Origin of the sequence: Roseinatronobacter alkalisoli, from assembly GCF_028745735.1 — a bacterium.
Taxonomy (GTDB): domain Bacteria; phylum Pseudomonadota; class Alphaproteobacteria; order Rhodobacterales; family Rhodobacteraceae; genus Roseinatronobacter; species Roseinatronobacter alkalisoli.
This window is the reverse complement of record NZ_JAQZSM010000001.1, coordinates 113,759-129,761: the sequence shown is the minus strand read 5'-3', so window position 1 is coordinate 129,761 and position 16,003 is coordinate 113,759. Positions and strand designations below refer to the sequence as shown.

At 62.3% G+C, this 16,003-nt stretch carries 7 protein-coding genes and 1 tRNA gene; 1 reads left to right on the top strand and 7 read right to left on the bottom strand.

Features of this window, described 5'->3' with window-relative positions; genetic code table 11:
- Positions 1–126: 126 nt before the first annotated feature.
- The 5 genes from pbpC to PUT78_RS00665 form a co-directional block, all read right to left on the bottom strand.
- Positions 127–2,160, bottom strand: a complete 2,034-nt coding sequence (gene pbpC, locus PUT78_RS00685) for a penicillin-binding protein 1C (RefSeq protein ID WP_274350069.1) — start codon at positions 2,158–2,160, stop codon at positions 127–129.
- Positions 2,157–7,613: an alpha-2-macroglobulin family protein gene (locus tag PUT78_RS00680; protein ID WP_274350068.1), complete on the bottom strand. Its 5,457-nt coding sequence runs from the start codon at positions 7,611–7,613 to the stop codon at positions 2,157–2,159. The genes pbpC and PUT78_RS00680 overlap by 4 nt, the downstream gene beginning before the upstream one ends.
- A 221-nt stretch (positions 7,614–7,834) precedes the next feature.
- Positions 7,835–8,734: a polyphosphate kinase 2 gene (gene ppk2 / locus PUT78_RS00675; RefSeq protein WP_337994651.1), complete on the bottom strand. Its 900-nt coding sequence runs from the start codon at positions 8,732–8,734 to the stop codon at positions 7,835–7,837.
- 63 nt (positions 8,735–8,797) lie between these two features.
- Positions 8,798–8,871, bottom strand: a tRNA-Gly gene (locus PUT78_RS00670).
- A gap of 45 nt (positions 8,872–8,916) precedes the next feature.
- Positions 8,917–10,110, bottom strand: coding sequence for an MFS transporter (locus PUT78_RS00665; protein WP_274350067.1), 1,194 nt, complete (start codon positions 10,108–10,110; stop codon positions 8,917–8,919).
- A 164-nt stretch (positions 10,111–10,274) separates the two neighbouring features.
- On the opposite strand from PUT78_RS00665, the gene PUT78_RS00660 reads away from it, so the two are divergent.
- Complete coding sequence (locus tag PUT78_RS00660; protein ID WP_274350066.1) at positions 10,275–10,955, top strand: D-lyxose/D-mannose family sugar isomerase; 681 nt, start codon at positions 10,275–10,277, stop codon at positions 10,953–10,955.
- A 29-nt stretch (positions 10,956–10,984) separates the two neighbouring features.
- Here the strand turns inward: PUT78_RS00660 and PUT78_RS00655 are convergent, their stop codons facing one another.
- The gene (locus PUT78_RS00655) at positions 10,985–14,695 is read right to left on the bottom strand and encodes an efflux RND transporter permease subunit (RefSeq protein ID WP_274350065.1); all 3,711 of its coding nucleotides are present in this window, start codon (positions 14,693–14,695) and stop codon (positions 10,985–10,987) included.
- On the bottom strand, positions 14,692–15,789 hold the full coding sequence (locus PUT78_RS00650; RefSeq protein WP_274350064.1) for an efflux RND transporter periplasmic adaptor subunit: 1,098 nt from the start codon (positions 15,787–15,789) through the stop codon (positions 14,692–14,694). The genes PUT78_RS00655 and PUT78_RS00650 overlap by 4 nt, the downstream gene beginning before the upstream one ends.
- Between the last annotated feature and the right edge of the window lie 214 nt (positions 15,790–16,003).

Below are 16,003 nucleotides of genomic sequence, written 5' to 3'. Positions count from 1 at the left end.
GTAATCGGCAGGCCGCGGGACGGCCCGCCAATGGCGCGGCGGCCTGCGGCCTTGATTCCGCGCCTTTGGGTGACTGCTTCAGGCCAGACGCGACCAGCCTTGCAATCCCCCCGGCACATTCACACTCTAGCGCAGTTCGATGTGCGCGCGGGCTGCATGTCCATCCGCATCCACGACCGACAGGCTGACAAATCCCGGCCCCTGAAGCGGTAAATACGCGCTGCGTTCATGGCTGCGCACCAGCACGGGCGCATCATTGGCAAACCATGTGAAAGGCGCGCGCCCACGTTCAACGCGCGCAACCAGCCCATCAGGCGCGGATATCAGAACCGCCCCGTCAGGTGGGAACGCCAGTTGCGGCGCATCGCGTGTTTCACCAGCGCGCTGCCCGAAATGGCGCAAGGGCGCGGGCAGGTCCGCATGTGCCACGACCAGTGCCCCCGGTGGTGCGGGCGGCAAGGGTGCGGGCCGTGGGCCAAGCCGGGCAAATACATCGAACAGGACAGGCGCGGCCACATCCCCCCCGAATATGCCCGGAACCGGCACGCCATCCGCGCGCCCGATCCAGACACCGACAACATACCGGCCGTCATAACCGATCGCGATCGCATCGCGGTGCCCATAGGATGTGCCGGTCTTGAACGCCAGCGGCCAGTCCGGCAGGACCGGCGCGCGGGGCGCGGCGGCCAGAATATCACCGATATGCCATGCCGCTTCCGGGGTCATGATGCGTTGGCGCAGCGCGGGCATGGGCGCGGTTGCCGACAGCATCACCCCTTCGCCGCCGCGCGCGATGGCCGCGTAAAGCTGCACCAACCCTTCCAGACTGACACCCAGCCCCCCCAGCGCAATTGCCAGCCCCGCCACATCACCGGGAATCTCCGCCGTGACCCCTGCTTGTCGCAAACCCACCATCACCCGCGCCGGACCAAGCGCCTGCGTCAGCTCCACCACCGGCAGGTTCAGCGACAATTGCAGCGCTTCGCGTGCGGTGACAGGGCCACGAAAACTGCGGTCGAAATTCTGCGGGGCATAGCCGCCGAAACTGGCAGGGCGGTCATTCAGTACGGTTTCCGGATGGGCCAGCCCGTCAGAAAATGCCAGCCCATAGACCAGTGGTTTCAGCGTTGACCCCGGTGACCGCAGCGCCTGTGTCATATCCACAAACCCGCGTCGCGCCACATTGGTATAATCGCCCGAACCGACAAGCGCACGAATGGCCCCGCTTTGGTGATCGGCAACCAGAAGCGCCAGATTGGCCTGTGGCGGCAGGCGCGGCAGTGCGCGCGCGGCAAGTTCTTCCAGCGCGGCCTGCACGTCGGCGTCAATACTGGTGCGGTGCAGGCGCATCTGCGGCGCGGCAGCGCGCAGCCGGTCGGCCAGATGCGGGGCATGCGCCGGAAAAGGCCTGCGCTGCGTCGGGACGGGTTCACGCAGCGCCGCGTTCATCTGTTCTGCGGTGATGACCCCCGCCTTCTGCGCGCGCGCCAGCACACGGGCGCGGGCTGCGCGCGCACGCTCCGGGTGGCGATCGGGGCTGCGCAGTGCCGGGGCCTGCGGCAGGGCCACCAGCAAGGCTGCCTGCGCAAGCGTCAGGCGTTCCGGGTCACGCCCGAACCATGCGAAACTGCCCGCGCGCACCCCTTCCAGATTACCGCCCATGGGCGCGCGATGCAGATAAAGCGACAGGATCTGACCCTTGTCCAACCGGCGTTCCAGCGCCAGCGCCAGCCTGATCTGGCGCAGCTTTCCGGCCCAAGTGCCGGTCGGGCCATCTTCGATCAGGCGGGCGGCCTGCATTGTCAGCGTTGACCCGCCCGATACCACGCGCCCCTTGAGCACGACCTGAGCAGCACCGCGCAGCAAGGCCAGCGGGTCCACACCGGAATGCCGGTAAAACCGCCGGTCCTCATAGGCGATCAGCATCGCCAGATAAACAGGGTCCACCCTGTCGGGCGCAACGCCCAGACGCCAGCGGCCATCATCCACCGTGAAGGCGCGCAGTAACTGCCCGTCATGGGCCAGCACCTCCGTTGCGGTGTCACTGCGCAGGTCCGGCACATCCGTTGTGGCCACCCAATGGTCAAATGCCAGCCATAGCGCAGCGCCCAGCGCCAGTATCAGCGCGAATGCACCCCCCCGCGCCGCTCCCCCCCTCATGGGGAAATACGCACCCGACCTGTTCCCGTGATGGCGCGGCGGGTCGGGCGATACATATCTTCGACCTTGGCGGCGGGATGGTGGAATTCACCCGGCGACACGGCCCGCACAATATAGGCCAGCCGCAGGGGTTCATCGGATGTCCAGTCAACAGCGGCAAGAAACCTGTCGGCCCGCGCTTCGGTCATTTCGGCGTAATCATGGGTGTTCAGCCAGTCCAGCGCGCGGATATCCCCGTCGCGCAACAGATTGGCATTGTCGATTTCAAACCCGGCGGGCAGGGCATCATCGACCATAAGACGCCCGCCACCGATACCACGGTCAGGGCGGATTTCCAGCAACGTCACCAGCCGGTCACCGGGGTGCAGGCTGTCCAGACCGGCGGGGTCGCCGTCGGTGGTGAAATAGCTGCGCGAGATGGTATAGCCTGTGCCACCAGCCTGTGGTGCCGTTTCGGGCACACCAAAGGCTGTCAGCGTCACCGCCACCGCCTGCGCCCCGTCATTGCGCAGTTGCGCGGGCTGCCCGTCATACAGGTGGACAACATTGCCCACCGCAGGCTGGCCATTCAGGCTTAGCCCTTGGGATTGCGCATCAAGGGCCACAGCCGCCCGCAATGTCCATGCCGCTTCCTGGGGGGATAACTGGTCTGTTGGTGTCTGCCCCGACAGCATCGCGGCCAGGCGCACACGGTCCGGCACCGCGCTTCCCGCGTCAACCGCCAGCGCCAGCACCGCCGCCCTGTCGCGCAATGGCGTGCCATAGTCACCACGCCATCCGGCCTGCGTTTCATCGGCAACAGTGAGCGCCAGCGCGCGCGTAAACATACCATCCGCGCGCACCTGTTCACCGTAAGCTGCCAATGCCGCGCCCAGTTGTGCCGCGGCAATCGGGGTGTCGAACTTGTCAGCAAGAGTGTCGGCGTAATAGCGCAGGTCACCGATCGCGGCTTCACCAGCGCGGGCCAGCACCTCAAACGCATAGGCATAGCCCCCCGCCCCGTCATACAGGCTGCCGGCCTGCGCCACCTGATTGCGCAGATTGTTCAGCGCCATGCGCAGCGCTGTGGCGGGAACCTGTGCGCCCTGCGCATCTGCGCGCAACAGCACATCGGTCACATAGGCGTCCAGCCACAGGTCGGACCCGCCGCCACCGCCCCACAGGCCGAAACTGCCGCGCCGGTCCTGCCGCGTCAGAATGCGGTCAAGCGCGTCCTGCAACCGGGTCCGCACGTCGGCTTCAGTCATCAGGCCAAGCTCTACCACTGCGCCCGCCGCCAGCAACAGCGGCTGAATCCCGGACGCAATCTGTTCGGTGCAGCCATAGGGATAGGCGTTCAGCCGCTGGATCAGGCCAGCCACATCCAGCGCAGCACCCGCCCCCGCAACCAATGTGGCGCGGCCCGTTCCCGCGCGCAACCCGTCCAGCGCGGCCGCATCGAAACTGAAACTCTGCCCCGGTTCCAGCGTGAAACGCGAGGATCGCGCCACCTGTGGGTCAGTGTATTGCACGCTCAATGCCACATCGCGGGTCAGAACATCCCCGTCAGGTGTGGTCAGCGTGATCTGGTAAGCATGATCGCCGGGTTCGGTCGGTTGCAAAGGCAGGTTCAGCGCAACAGTTTCCCCTGCGCCAAGCGTGACGCTTGCAGGCACATCGCCCAGCCCGTGGCCGGTGACCTGCAATGCCATTTCGCCAGTGGCACCCTTGGCATGGGTCAGTTCCAGCCGCAGGCGGCTGCTGTCGCCCGGTGTCATGAAACGCGGCAGGCTGGGCTGCACCACAACGGGATCGCGCACCAGCACATCCGCGCTGGCCTGCCCCACGGCATCATCGGACCAGACCACCGCCATAACGCGGACTGTGCCATTGAAAGCGGGCAGATCAAAACTCAGGTCAGCGCGGCCGTTTTCCAGCGCCACCGGCCCATAAAACAGCGAAAGGATATCTTCCGCAGGGGCCGGGCCTGAACGGACGGCGGCACTTGCGTCGCCACCGGAACGGACCTGCCCCATGGCGCCCTGCCGCGCATCGATCAGACGGCCATACATATCGCGGATAGCGACACCAAGCCCGCGCTGCCCGAAGAAATACGCATGCGGGTCGGGGCTGTCGAACCCGGTCAATGTCAGCACCCCCAGATCGACAGCGGCCACAGTGGCATAAACGGGACCATCGGGCGCATTTTCCAGCACCAGCGCCATGTTCAGCGGGCCGCGTGGCGCGGCCTCCGCAGGGGTATCAAGGGTGGCGTTCAGCGCGCGCGTGCCCGGCGCGATGGGCGCATGCACCAGCCCAAGTGCGCGCGCTGGCATCTGGTCGGCACTGTCAGACGGGCGGATCAGACTGGCCGTGACATAGGCACCCGTGCCCCAGTCATCGGTGACCGGAAGGTCAATCACTGTCTCGCCCGACACTGCAACAAGCTGCATATCCACCACATGGTCAGACAGAACCGAAACCAGCGCCATGCCGTCTTCTTCTGCCACGATGCGCAGGCGCGCAACATCGCCGGGCGCATAGGCGGGCTGGTCGAGTGCCAGCGTCAGCATATCGGGCGTGTCGCGCGCTGTGTCAGCGGCAAACCACCCTGCCGCAAACCCGACAGAAGCACTGACCAGTTCCGCGCCTTCATGGGTGACGCGCAATTCGTGATTGCCCCAGTCAACCGGCACAACAATCCCTTCGGGGCCATCGGCAAGCATCACTTCGCCTTCGGCAACACGGCTGCGGCTGGTCACTGGTTCCCAGTTCCAGCGCCCGTCCAGACTGTACCACTGATAGCGGGTTTCAACCTTGTCCACCTGCCATTGCACATTGCCCGGCAGCGCCGCACCATCAGGACCGACAAGCACCAGATCAAAGCGCGCCTGCGCATTCTCGGGCAGGGTGTCGTCAAATCCGGGGCGAATGCCCAGCACAGGCCCCGCAGGGCGCAGCGCACGGGTCAGACTGCGTTCCACCGGACGCGATGCGCCATCCAGCAGGGTGGCGGTTACTGTCGCGGCATAGGGGCGGTTTTCCAGCCGAATTCCGTCCAGCGGCAGGGGCGCGGAAATCCGGCCAGCGGCATCGGTCTGCACACCGCGATCAAAGCTGCGGCGCTGCGGATCAAGGCGCTGGTCATGACGCCCGAAGCGAAAACCCGGCCAGCCGTCAAACTCGGGCACAGGTCGCAGCGTCACGGTGCCACTTAATGCCAGCCCCGCGGCGGGCGGACCGAACAGATGGCGCGCAGAAATCGCGACTGTGGGCAGCGCAGCAATGTCGATGGGTCCGTCGGTTGACAGATCAAGGTCAAAATCCACACGTTCGGGCAGGAAATCTTCGACCAGAACCGACTGCATGGCCAGCGCGGGGGCCTCCGGGTCTGACAGAATTTCCAACTGCCAGACACCGCGCGGAACATCGCCGCCCAGGGGCATCGCGAATACATGCCCGCCCGCATGTTCGCGGGTTGACAGAATGCGTGAATATTCCACACCATCCGGTCGCAAAAGCCGCGCAATCAAAGGCAGGCCATGAATGGCGCGGGTCTGATTGTCGCGCACCAATGCAGTGGCATTGATAACCTCGGCCGCGCGGTAAGCCCCGCGATCAGTGGTCAGAAACACATCCACAGCGCCGGGGGCCGCGCGCCCTTCCACGCCGCGATCGGACAAATCGAATTCCGGGTCGGTCAGCGACAGCACGGCCATGTCCTGATCCTCGGTTTCCACCAAAATCATGGCAGGGGCGCTGGTATCCCGCCCGCGCAACAGATCGGCGGCAAAACGGATATGGCCCTGTGCGTCACTCTGCCCCTCGGCCAGCACGCGGTTGGACTGCGCCAGAAGCGCTACGCGCGCGCCATCTGCCGGGGTTCCGTCCGAAAGGCGCTGCACAACGACATGCATCCCGTCACTGCCCTGATAGCTGGTCACACCCAGATCCGAGACCATGAACCACTGCATCGCCGCAGGCACGTCATAGGGGTCGGTCCCCGGAACAGCGGCGCGCAGGACATAGACCCCCGCCGAAAGCGGTCCGACATCATCCAGTGGCAGGCGCGATGTGGCAGTGCGGTTCAGCACCCCTTCCAGGTCGGCCACCCCGTCCCAGACAGGTTCTGCCAGAAGATTCTCGAACCTTTCCCCTTCCCATTGGCTAAGGGCCTGCGCGAAATTTCCCTGACGGATTGCGGCAACCAGATTGCGGTCAGACACACGCAGCAGGCGCAGTTCCAGCCTGTCGGCATTCACGGTTTCCACCGGCAGCGCACGCGGACCGGAAACCGGCAGCACATAGCCCCGCCCCGGAAAACGCACCAGCGGAGTGCGGTCGCGGACATACACATCCAGCGGGACATCGCGCACCAGTGTATCGCCCGACGCGGCAGGCAGCCCGGCGCGGAATGTCACGGAATAGGTTTCACCATATTGCAGGCCGGTCAGGCAAAGCTGCTGCCCCTCCACTTCCACGGCCAACCCTTGAACCGCGCTGTGAACAAACGGGGCATAGTCGCGCGATGGTGACAACCCGTCCGAAAAACTGGCACATATGCGCGGTGTTGCGGTCAGCGCGTCCACATCATGCGACAGGAACCTGAACCCATATTGTTCGCGCAGCCGCGCCAGATCATCGCCCGCAATTCCGGGGCTGAGCCTGTCTGCAAGCCGCATGGCGGCAAGCGCCATATCCCCACGGAACACCGCTTCCATCGACGCCGCCATCTGCACCAGCGCCTGCGCCCGCGCGGGGCCATCATTCAGGCGCAGTGCCGCGTTGATGGCGGCATTCGTGGCGCGGCGGTTCAATTCAAACCGGGTGTTCGGGCTGTTTTCCGCATGCGCGGACAGCGCGCGCGCATAGGCAAGCCAGGCCTGCCCGCTATCTGCCACAGTCACCGCAGCCCCGCTCCAGTTTACGGCGTCACTGCCGGAACGCGCGCGCGCCCCGTCCAGAAGGGCCGCTTCGGACATGCGATTGGCAAAATGCCTGTTGGCCATGGTTTCCGCCATCTCGCGCGCGGCATCTATATCCGACCGTTCCAGAAAATCCATTTCCTGCCGCAGTATCGGCGCCTGGGTCAGGACCGTTGCCCCGATTTGCGAAACCACACCGGACACAGCCCCTTCATAAAGGGTGGATTCGCCGATAAGCGATTTCGGAAAACATGACCCATTGCGCTGGTTGAACGTGAAACCCGTGCAATCGGGCATGCGCAGGCAGGTGGCATGGCATTGCACCAATGTCGTGTCGAAAACCGGCGTCAGGTCACCACCGGGGAAATCGGTATCTGCCTGCATGGTGGTAAACCGTTCCGGCACCGGGCCATTGGATTGCGCGTGTGCCCCGACGGGCAGCGCCAGCGCCAGAACCAGAACTGCCTTGCGGCCAGCGCCAAGCACTGCCCTGCCATATTGTGGCAACAGGGTGCGGGCCAATAAACGGGTTTGAAACAGGGCAGCCATGGAAACCTCCGGCAAGGACAAGGGCAGGATTTGCAGCAGTAACCGGACTGTCTGAAACCCGGAATTACTTTAGCATGCACCTTGCCTGTGTTGCGTGAATTTTTTGTTGCGCGCGCTTATAGCGTGCCCGTGTTCATTCGCATTCACGCGACATGCTCTAACTTCTTGATTACGCATGTCCGCGAGGCGCAAAACCGGTACCCACTTTTGCGCGACATGCCCTAACTTCCATCCTGCCACAGTTCCATCTCCCACCCTTCGGGAGGGGTGCATATCTGCGGATCAGGCGGGATCACGGCAGCGCTGTCCTTGTAGTCATAGGGCAGTTGCCCAAGGATATGGCGCAACACCGCCAGCCGCGCGCGAAACTTGTCTTCGGACCGGATGACCGTCCATGGCGCAAAGCCCGTATGGCTGCGCTGAAAGGTTTCAGCGATCGCATGGGTGTAGCTGTCCCATTTGCCCAGCCCTTCAACATCGATACGCGACAGTTTCCAATGCTTCATCGGGTCCGATTCCCGCGCCAGCAGTCGGCGCAACTGTTCAGCGCGGCTGACATTCAGCCAAATCTTGATCAGGTGAATGCCGTCATTCACCAGCATGCGTTCAAATTCCGGCAATTGCAGGAAAAAACCTTCGCGCTGATCGGGGGTGCAAAACCCGAAGACATGCTCGATCACGGCGCGATTATACCAGCTGCGGTCAAACAGCACCATTTCGCCACCAGCAGGCAGACATGCGACATAGCGCTGGAAATACCATTCGCGCAACTGCCGGTCTGTCGGGCGTGGCAGGGCCTCCACGCGGACAGTGCGGTGATTCGTCACTTCGGTCATGCGGTTGATGGCACCGGATTTCCCAGCCGTGTCACGCCCTTCGAAAATGACGATCACCCTCTGTCCGGTCTCAGCAACCCAATGCTGCAATTTGACCAGTTCAAACTGCAGGGGTTTCAGCTCTTCCTCATAGTCCGATTTCTTCATCCAGCGCGGATAGGGGTAGCTGCCCGCCAAGGTATCGCGCTTGCGGGCGTCCAGGACTGTCTGGCGCAACGATTCAGGCGCGGTGTCATTCAGAAACGCGGTAACCTGCCCGTCCAGGGGCATCGGGATTGCATGCATCACTCATTCCTCTTGCTGGTTCAGCCAAGAGAAGCGCTAATCAATTCCGATGCAAGTGTTTGCTGGAGCGGGCAGCGGGAATCGAACCCGCACCAAGAGCTTGGAAGGCTCATGTGATACCATTTCACCATGCCCGCGCTGGCCATGAACTAGCCCAAGGTCAGCGCAGGGTCAAGCGCTGGCTAGACCCGCATCATCGGTCTGCGGGGCAAAAACACTGTGATCATACCCAGCGCAGGCAACCACGCGCAGACCTGATACACCCATGCAATACCACGATAATCCGCCAGAACACCCAGCAAGGCTGCCGCAATCCCCCCGAACCCGAAGGCCAGCCCGAAAAATATTCCCGCCACCAGCCCCACACGCCCCGGCAGCAATTCCTGCGCATAGACCACAATGGCCGGAAAGGCCGATGCAATCACCACCCCGATCACCACCGACAGCACGCCGGTTGCCACAGGGCCGACATGCGGCAACAACAGCGTGAAGGGCAGCACCCCAAGGATGGACACCCAGATCACGACCAGCGGGCCGAACCGGTCCCCGATCAGCCCGCCCAGCATGACACCGGCCGCCGCCGCCGCCAGAAACAGGAACAGCATCTGTTGCGCGGCCCCGATTCCCATATCAAAACGGTCAATCAGAAAGAATGTGTAATAGCTGCTGATGCTGGCAGTATAGGCATTCTTGCTGAATGTCAGAATCGCCAGAATGACCACGGCCCAGACAACCCGCCCCCGTGGCAGGCCAATTTCGCGACTGGGACGTCCGCGCGCGGCATTGGCGCGGTTTATTGCCCCGTACCATGCGCCGACGCGGTTCAGCAAAACCATTCCCAGAAGGGCCAGAACCGCAAACCACGCCACACTTGGCCGCCCCATCGGCAGCACAATGAAGGCCGCCAGCAACGGCCCCAGTGCAGACCCGAAATTCCCGCCTACCTGAAACAGTGATTGTGCTGTGCCGAACCGCCCGCCGGATGCCAGCCTTGCCACGCGGCTGGCTTCGGGATGGAATACTGCCGACCCCACACCAATCAGCATGGCACCCGCCAGCAACCCCCCATAGCTTTGGGCGCTGGCCAGCAGGATCAGCCCGATCAGGGTGGACCCCATCCCCACTGGCAGGGATTGCGGCATCGGCCGGCGGTCTGTCACCAACCCCACCAAAGGCTGCATCAGCGACGCAGTAACCTGAAACGCAAAGGTCATCAGACCGATCTGCCAGAAACTCAGCGTGAATTCCTGTGCCAGCAGCGGATAGAGCGCCGCCAGCAGCGACTGCATGACATCATTGATCATATGGCACAGGCTGATCCCGACAAGCACAAGCCATGTCGTCGTTGCAGCGGGGGTGTCAGAATGCGCGATCATGAACGCAGGCCTTTCGGAATGGGGACCAAGGCGCGCAACATGCGCAGCACCGCACAGAAATGCAAGTGGGTGGCGATGGCCCCGGGGCAACAGATATGCCCGCCCCCTTCCCCTGGGCGCCAACCCGTGGCACAACACGCTGCTAGCGCAAACAGGGGGGGCACATGAAACGATCCGCAATCAATGACATCCTGAAATCCGCCAATGATTTCATCGCAGACTTTCGGTTTGCATTGCCGCCCTTTGCGCATCTGTCGCCCGATGCGCTGCGTACCAGCGACAACACCTGTATCAGAGAACGGCGGCTGGGCTGGGACATCACCGACTATGGTGGTGGCGATTTCGCGCAGATGGGGCTTGCGCTGTTTACCCTGCGCAATGGCACCCTGGCGGAACTGCAACAAGGACGCGGCATGGTCTATGCCGAAAAACTGCTGATTTCACGTGTGAACCAGCTTAGCCCGATGCATACCCATGCCCTGAAATCCGAAGACATCATCAACCGTGGTGGTGGCACGCTGGTGGTCGAACTTTTCGCATCAGCCGCCGATGGTCGGCGCGACCCTTCTGCTCCCGTTACGGTTTTCTGTGACGGAACCGCGCGCACCCTGCCCGCTGGCGGCAAACTGAAACTTGCCCCCGGCGAAAGCGTGACATTGATGCCCGGTGACTGGCACGCCTTCTGGGCCGAAGGTGCGGATTGCCTAATCGGCGAAGTCAGCACCGTCAATGATGATGAAACCGACAATATCTTTGACCCGCCCCTGCCCCGCTTCACCACCATTGATGAAGACGAGGCCCCGTGGCGGCTTCTGGTCAGCGACTACCCCCGTCTTCTTGCCTGAAATACATGCCGCCCCTGTCAGGCACGCAGCTATTCTGCTGCGCGCAAGGATGCCGGTGGCAATACCGGGTTTTCCAGTTGCAATGGCAGTTGCTCCTCCAGGGGCGCGGGGGGCGGCACGTGCCAGATCACCTCTGTGCCGCTGATTGTCCGCAACTTGCGTTCCAGCGCGTTGTCCCTGCGCACCGCAGATTCGCGCGGCGACAGCAGCCAGCGCAGCCCCAGCGCACCGCGATAGGCGCCTTTTTCAATCCAGACCCGCAGCGCCAGCATCGCAGGCGTCAGCATCAGCGTCAGGATCGTGGCGACCCCCAGCCCGAACACCACGGCTGTGCCCAACTGCTTCCACCACAGCGATGTCGGGTTATCGATGGCATAGCCACCATTGGCAAAATCTATGCTGATACCCAGCATCATCGGCGTCAGGCCCGCCATTGTCGTGGTCGTGGTCATCAATACCGGGCGAATGCGCGCTTCAACCGTGCGGATGATCGCTTCGATCCGGGGCATGATGGCCGCATAATTCTGATAGGTGTCAATCAGCACAATATTGTTGTTCACCACAATCCCGGCCAGTGCGACAATCCCTGTGCCCGTCATGATGACCGAAAATGTCTGATCCATCACCAGCATGCCGATCAACACCCCGGCCGAGGACAACACCACAGCCAGCAACACCAGCACCGAATTATAGAAACTGTTGAACTGCGTCAGCAGAATGACAAACATCAGGCCCAGCGCGGCGCTGAACGCTACCATCAGGAACTGCGTGCTTTCTTCCTGGTCCTGTTGCTCGCCGGTCCATTGCCAGTCCACCCCGTCAGGCAACGGGCTTTCGGCAGTCAGCCATTCGGTCAGCGCGGTAATGCGTTCGGTTGCGGTAATCGGCACAATCCGCCAACGGTTCTGCTCAATCTCTGCCAGGGTTGCCTGAGCGGTGGCGTAGCCGTCGCTTCCTGGTTCATTTTCGCGCAGGATTGTTTGCGCGCGCGGAACCACACGCATGGTCTCGCCTGATGCATCGACCAGCCGCACCAGTCCGGCGCGCACATCTGACTTGACATCGAAAAAGCGCTGCTGGTCCACGCGGTCGATCTGCCCGCGCCGTGCAACCGCCTGCGTGGAAATGAAATTCGACAGCGGCACCATGCCGAAACTTGTCTGCACCCGCAGGGTTTCCAGCGTTGACAGCAAACGGTCCCCGTCCGGCAGGCGCACGCGAATGTCCACTTCCTCATCTGAACTGTCGATCCGCATCGTGTCCAGCAACAGACCGCGCGTGATCAGTTGCACCATGCCGCCGATCGTGGCGACATCTGCCCCGAAGCGACCCGCCATTGCTGTATCGACATCAATCTGCCAGTCGATGCCGGGAATGGGGCGGCTGTCTTCCAGGTCAAACAGGCCCGGCATGTCGCGCATCCGCGCCAACACGGTTTCCACCGCCCCTTCCAGCACATCGAAATCCTGTCCCTTCAGGCGCAGATGTACGGGTTTCTGCCCCGAAGGCCCGCCGCTTTGAACCAGAAATTCGGTCTGTATGCCGGGCAATTGGTCGAATTTCTGTTCCAGCCGTTCCAGAATCGCCGCCCCACGCATGTAAGGGTCGCCGACACGGGTTTGCCAATGCGTCATTTCAAACTGGATCTGACCGATTGCGTCGCGCGGCGGGCCTGCGCCCGCAGTATTGGTGTTCAGCCCGCCTGCACCCGCGAAAGCGAACACGGCATCTATCCCGTCTTCGGCAAGGGTAATTTCTTCGACCTGACGCACCAGCGCGTCCTTTTCCGTGATCGAGAAATTACCGCGCGCGCGGACATAAATTATTCCGCGCTCCGGTTCGGTTTCGACGAAGAATTCCACGCCGCGGTTGTTTTCGCCATAATACTGGAACGTCCCGACAACGAACGCTGCGACAACCACCATCAGCACAACAGGCATGACCGGATTTCCAACGAAAAACCGCATCACATGCCCCGCAACGGAATATCTGCGCCGCGCATCTATGCGGCGGGGTTTGGGTTCCGGTTTGATGGCCGCGAAACTGACCGAAATGCCCATTGCCGCCAGCAACATCAATATTGCGCCGGGCAATAGCTGCAACGCGGATTCGGCGGGCTGCGTCGCCCCTTGCAGGTATCCGGGGTTCAGCAGCAGCATTGCCCCCAGCCACATTGCCCCGGCAGCGACAACAGCAAAAGGCACGCGCGCCACCCATGGCAGGCGGCGCAGGCCGGTTGTCGCATACCCCAGCACGCGCGCCGCGCGCCCGCTGATCCCGCCCAGAACCGGCAGGAAGATCAGCGCGACAATCAGCGATGCTGTCAGAACGAAAATCAGCGTGACCGGCAGCAGGCCCATGAATTCCCCCGCCACGCCCGGCCAGAACAGCATCGGCAGAAAGGCACAAAGCGTGGTCGCGGTGGATGCCGTGATGGGCCAGAACATGCGCTGCGCGGCCTTGACATAGGCCTGCATCGGGCCATCGCCTTCCTGCAGGCGTTTGTCGGCATATTCGGTCACCACCACAGCACCGTCAACCAGCACCCCCACAGCCAGAATCAGACCGAACATGACAATATTGGACACGGCAACGCCCATCAGCCCCAGCAGGATGAAGCACAGCAGGAATGACGCCGGAATGGCAAAACCCACAAGCATGGCAGACCGCGCGCCAAGTGCCGCCAGAACCACGATCATGACCAGCGCAATCGCCGTCAGCACCGACCCTTCCAACTGGCGGACCATTTCGTCCACTTCGACGGATGTATCCAGCGCCGGTGTTATGGTAATGGCCGCCTGCAATTCTTCCGGCCAGCTGGCGCGTTCGGTGGCAATGGCGGCCCGCACCTGTTCAGCCGTATCGATGGCGTTGAACCCTTTGCGTTTGACCACCTGAATGGCAAGATTGGTTTCGCCGTTGAAGCGCGCAGTGCCGGCCCGGTCCGCGAATGTCATGCGTATTTCGGCCAGATCCCCCAGCCGGACCACGGAATCGCCGTTCACCTTGACTGGCAGGCGGTAAATATCTTCCGGCCCCGCGAAGCTGGCGGGAACTGTCACACCAAACGCCCCGGCAGATGTTTCCACTTCCCCTGCGGCGACAAGCTGGTTGTTCTGCGTGACCACACTGATCAGCTCGCCCGCTGTCACATTATAGGCTTCCAGTCGCAACGGGTCGATCAGCACCTCTACCATTTCGTCGCGCGCGCCTGCGATTTCCGCTTCCAGAACCGAATCCAGCCCTTCGATGCGGCGCTGCAAATCGCGCGTGGCGCGCAAAAGCGCGCGTTCGGACACATCGCCCGACACTGCGACGATTATCATCGGGAATTCGGAAAAGTTGATTTCGGTAATCGCGTAATTCTGCGCGCCACTGGGAAAATTGCCTTCGGCGCGGCCCATCGCATCGCGTATTTCAGCCAGCGTTGCGGTCTTGTCCCAGCCGAATTCGAATTCCAGCACCGCAGCCGCAAACCCGTCAGCGGAAAACGCGCTAAGTGTCTTCAACCCGTCCAGATCGGATAATTCGGTTTCCATGGGCCGCACCAGCATGGTTTCGCCATCCACGGCCGAAATCCCCGGAAAGGGTACGGTAATAATGACTGCCGGAACTTCGATATCCGGCTCGCCTTCTTTTGGCAGGCTGATATAGGTCGCAGTGCCTGCAAACAGGGTCATCAGCACAAGCGCCATGACCATGCGCGCATGGCTGGCAGCCCAGGAAACCAGTCCGATCATGGATTAACCTCTTGCGCATCTTTGGCAACGGCATCGACATAGGCCCTTTCACGGGTGAATTCCTGCCCCAGAATGATTGCCGTGATCGTGTCGGGCAGACCGGTCAGCCAGACACCCGTATCCGTGTCGCGCAAAACGGTTGCAGGCGCGAAACTTACCAACCCGTCATCATCGACAAGACGCAGGCCCAGTTCGCCCTGATCATTCAGTGTCAGTGCAGAACCCGGCAGCATATGGCCGCTTTCAGGGCTGGACATGACCATAATGTCAGCACTTTGCCCGTCGCGGATGGACAGGTCAGCATTGGGCACGGTCACTTCAACACGGAATGTCCGGGTCTGCGGGTCTGCGGCGCGCGACAGGAAACTGACCGTACCCGCCACCTGCCGCCCCGAAGCAAGCCGCGCCTGCGCCATTGCCCCCGGAACCAGCCGGTCAATCTGCGTTTCGGTCGCAAACCCCACAAGGCGGATCGTGTCCAACTGGATCAGTGTTGCGCATAGCGCACCGGGTTGCAGCAGACTGCCCAATTCGGCAGTATCGCTTTCCAATATACCATCGAAGGGTGCGTACATGACAAGCCGCGCCATTTCTTCCACAGCGCGGTCCACCCCTGCCTGCGCCGCCTGCAACGCGGCCCGCGCATTTGCCAGCCGTGTTTCAGGTGCATAGCCGCTTTCGGACAGACCCGCTGCCGCGCGATAGTTTATCTCTGCTTCAGTCAGGCGGGCGCGGGCTTCGTCCAGCGCGGCCTTGCGCACGCCCGGTGCCACCTCGCATAGCGGGGCACCTGCGGCGACCTGCGCGCCACGCCGCAAGGGTTCGGATGTCACCAGACCGGATGTTTCCGCCTGCACATCGACCTGACGCGCGGCTTCAGTGCGCCCGCGCAGCACAACGGCATTTTCAATTTCGCGCGCCTGGGAATTCTGTACGACCACGCGAACGCGCGCTTCGGGCGGGGTCGTTGCCTCTTGCGGGGCGGGGTCTTCGGTCACCACGCCTGCATAGCCCAGCAGGGCATCGCGTTCCATCACCATCAGATAGATTACGGACATCACCAACAGCGCGGTGAATAGCGGAAACAGGCGCATGTTGATCACTCCGGTTCTGGGGCAGGCAGTAAAGCAATACATACTAAACTAGCGGGTTCAGAATAAACATCCTCCGAGTAAAGCGCAAGTGATGTTTACGCGATTAACATAGAGAGTGGATTCAGGATTTCAACACCAGTTTCGTCTATGTCGCGCAGGGCTTGGCAATTCCCCCCGCTTCGCGGTAAGAGTGTCTGGTTTTTACAACGAGGTG

What these genes read in the sequence shown, in the direction of transcription:
- pbpC (WP_274350069.1), bottom strand. Translation starts at nt 2,160, where the DNA reads ATGAGGGGGGGAGCGGCGCGGGGGGGTGCATTCGCGCTGATACTGGCG.
- PUT78_RS00680 (WP_274350068.1), bottom strand. Translation starts at nt 7,613, where the DNA reads ATGGCTGCCCTGTTTCAAACCCGTTTATTGGCCCGCACCCTGTTGCCA.
- ppk2 (WP_337994651.1), bottom strand. Translation starts at nt 8,734, where the DNA reads ATGCATGCAATCCCGATGCCCCTGGACGGGCAGGTTACCGCGTTTCTG.
- PUT78_RS00665 (WP_274350067.1), bottom strand. Translation starts at nt 10,110, where the DNA reads ATGATCGCGCATTCTGACACCCCCGCTGCAACGACGACATGGCTTGTG.
- PUT78_RS00660 (WP_274350066.1), top strand. Translation starts at nt 10,275, where the DNA reads ATGAAACGATCCGCAATCAATGACATCCTGAAATCCGCCAATGATTTC.
- PUT78_RS00655 (WP_274350065.1), bottom strand. Translation starts at nt 14,695, where the DNA reads ATGATCGGACTGGTTTCCTGGGCTGCCAGCCATGCGCGCATGGTCATG.
- PUT78_RS00650 (WP_274350064.1), bottom strand. Translation starts at nt 15,789, where the DNA reads ATGCGCCTGTTTCCGCTATTCACCGCGCTGTTGGTGATGTCCGTAATC.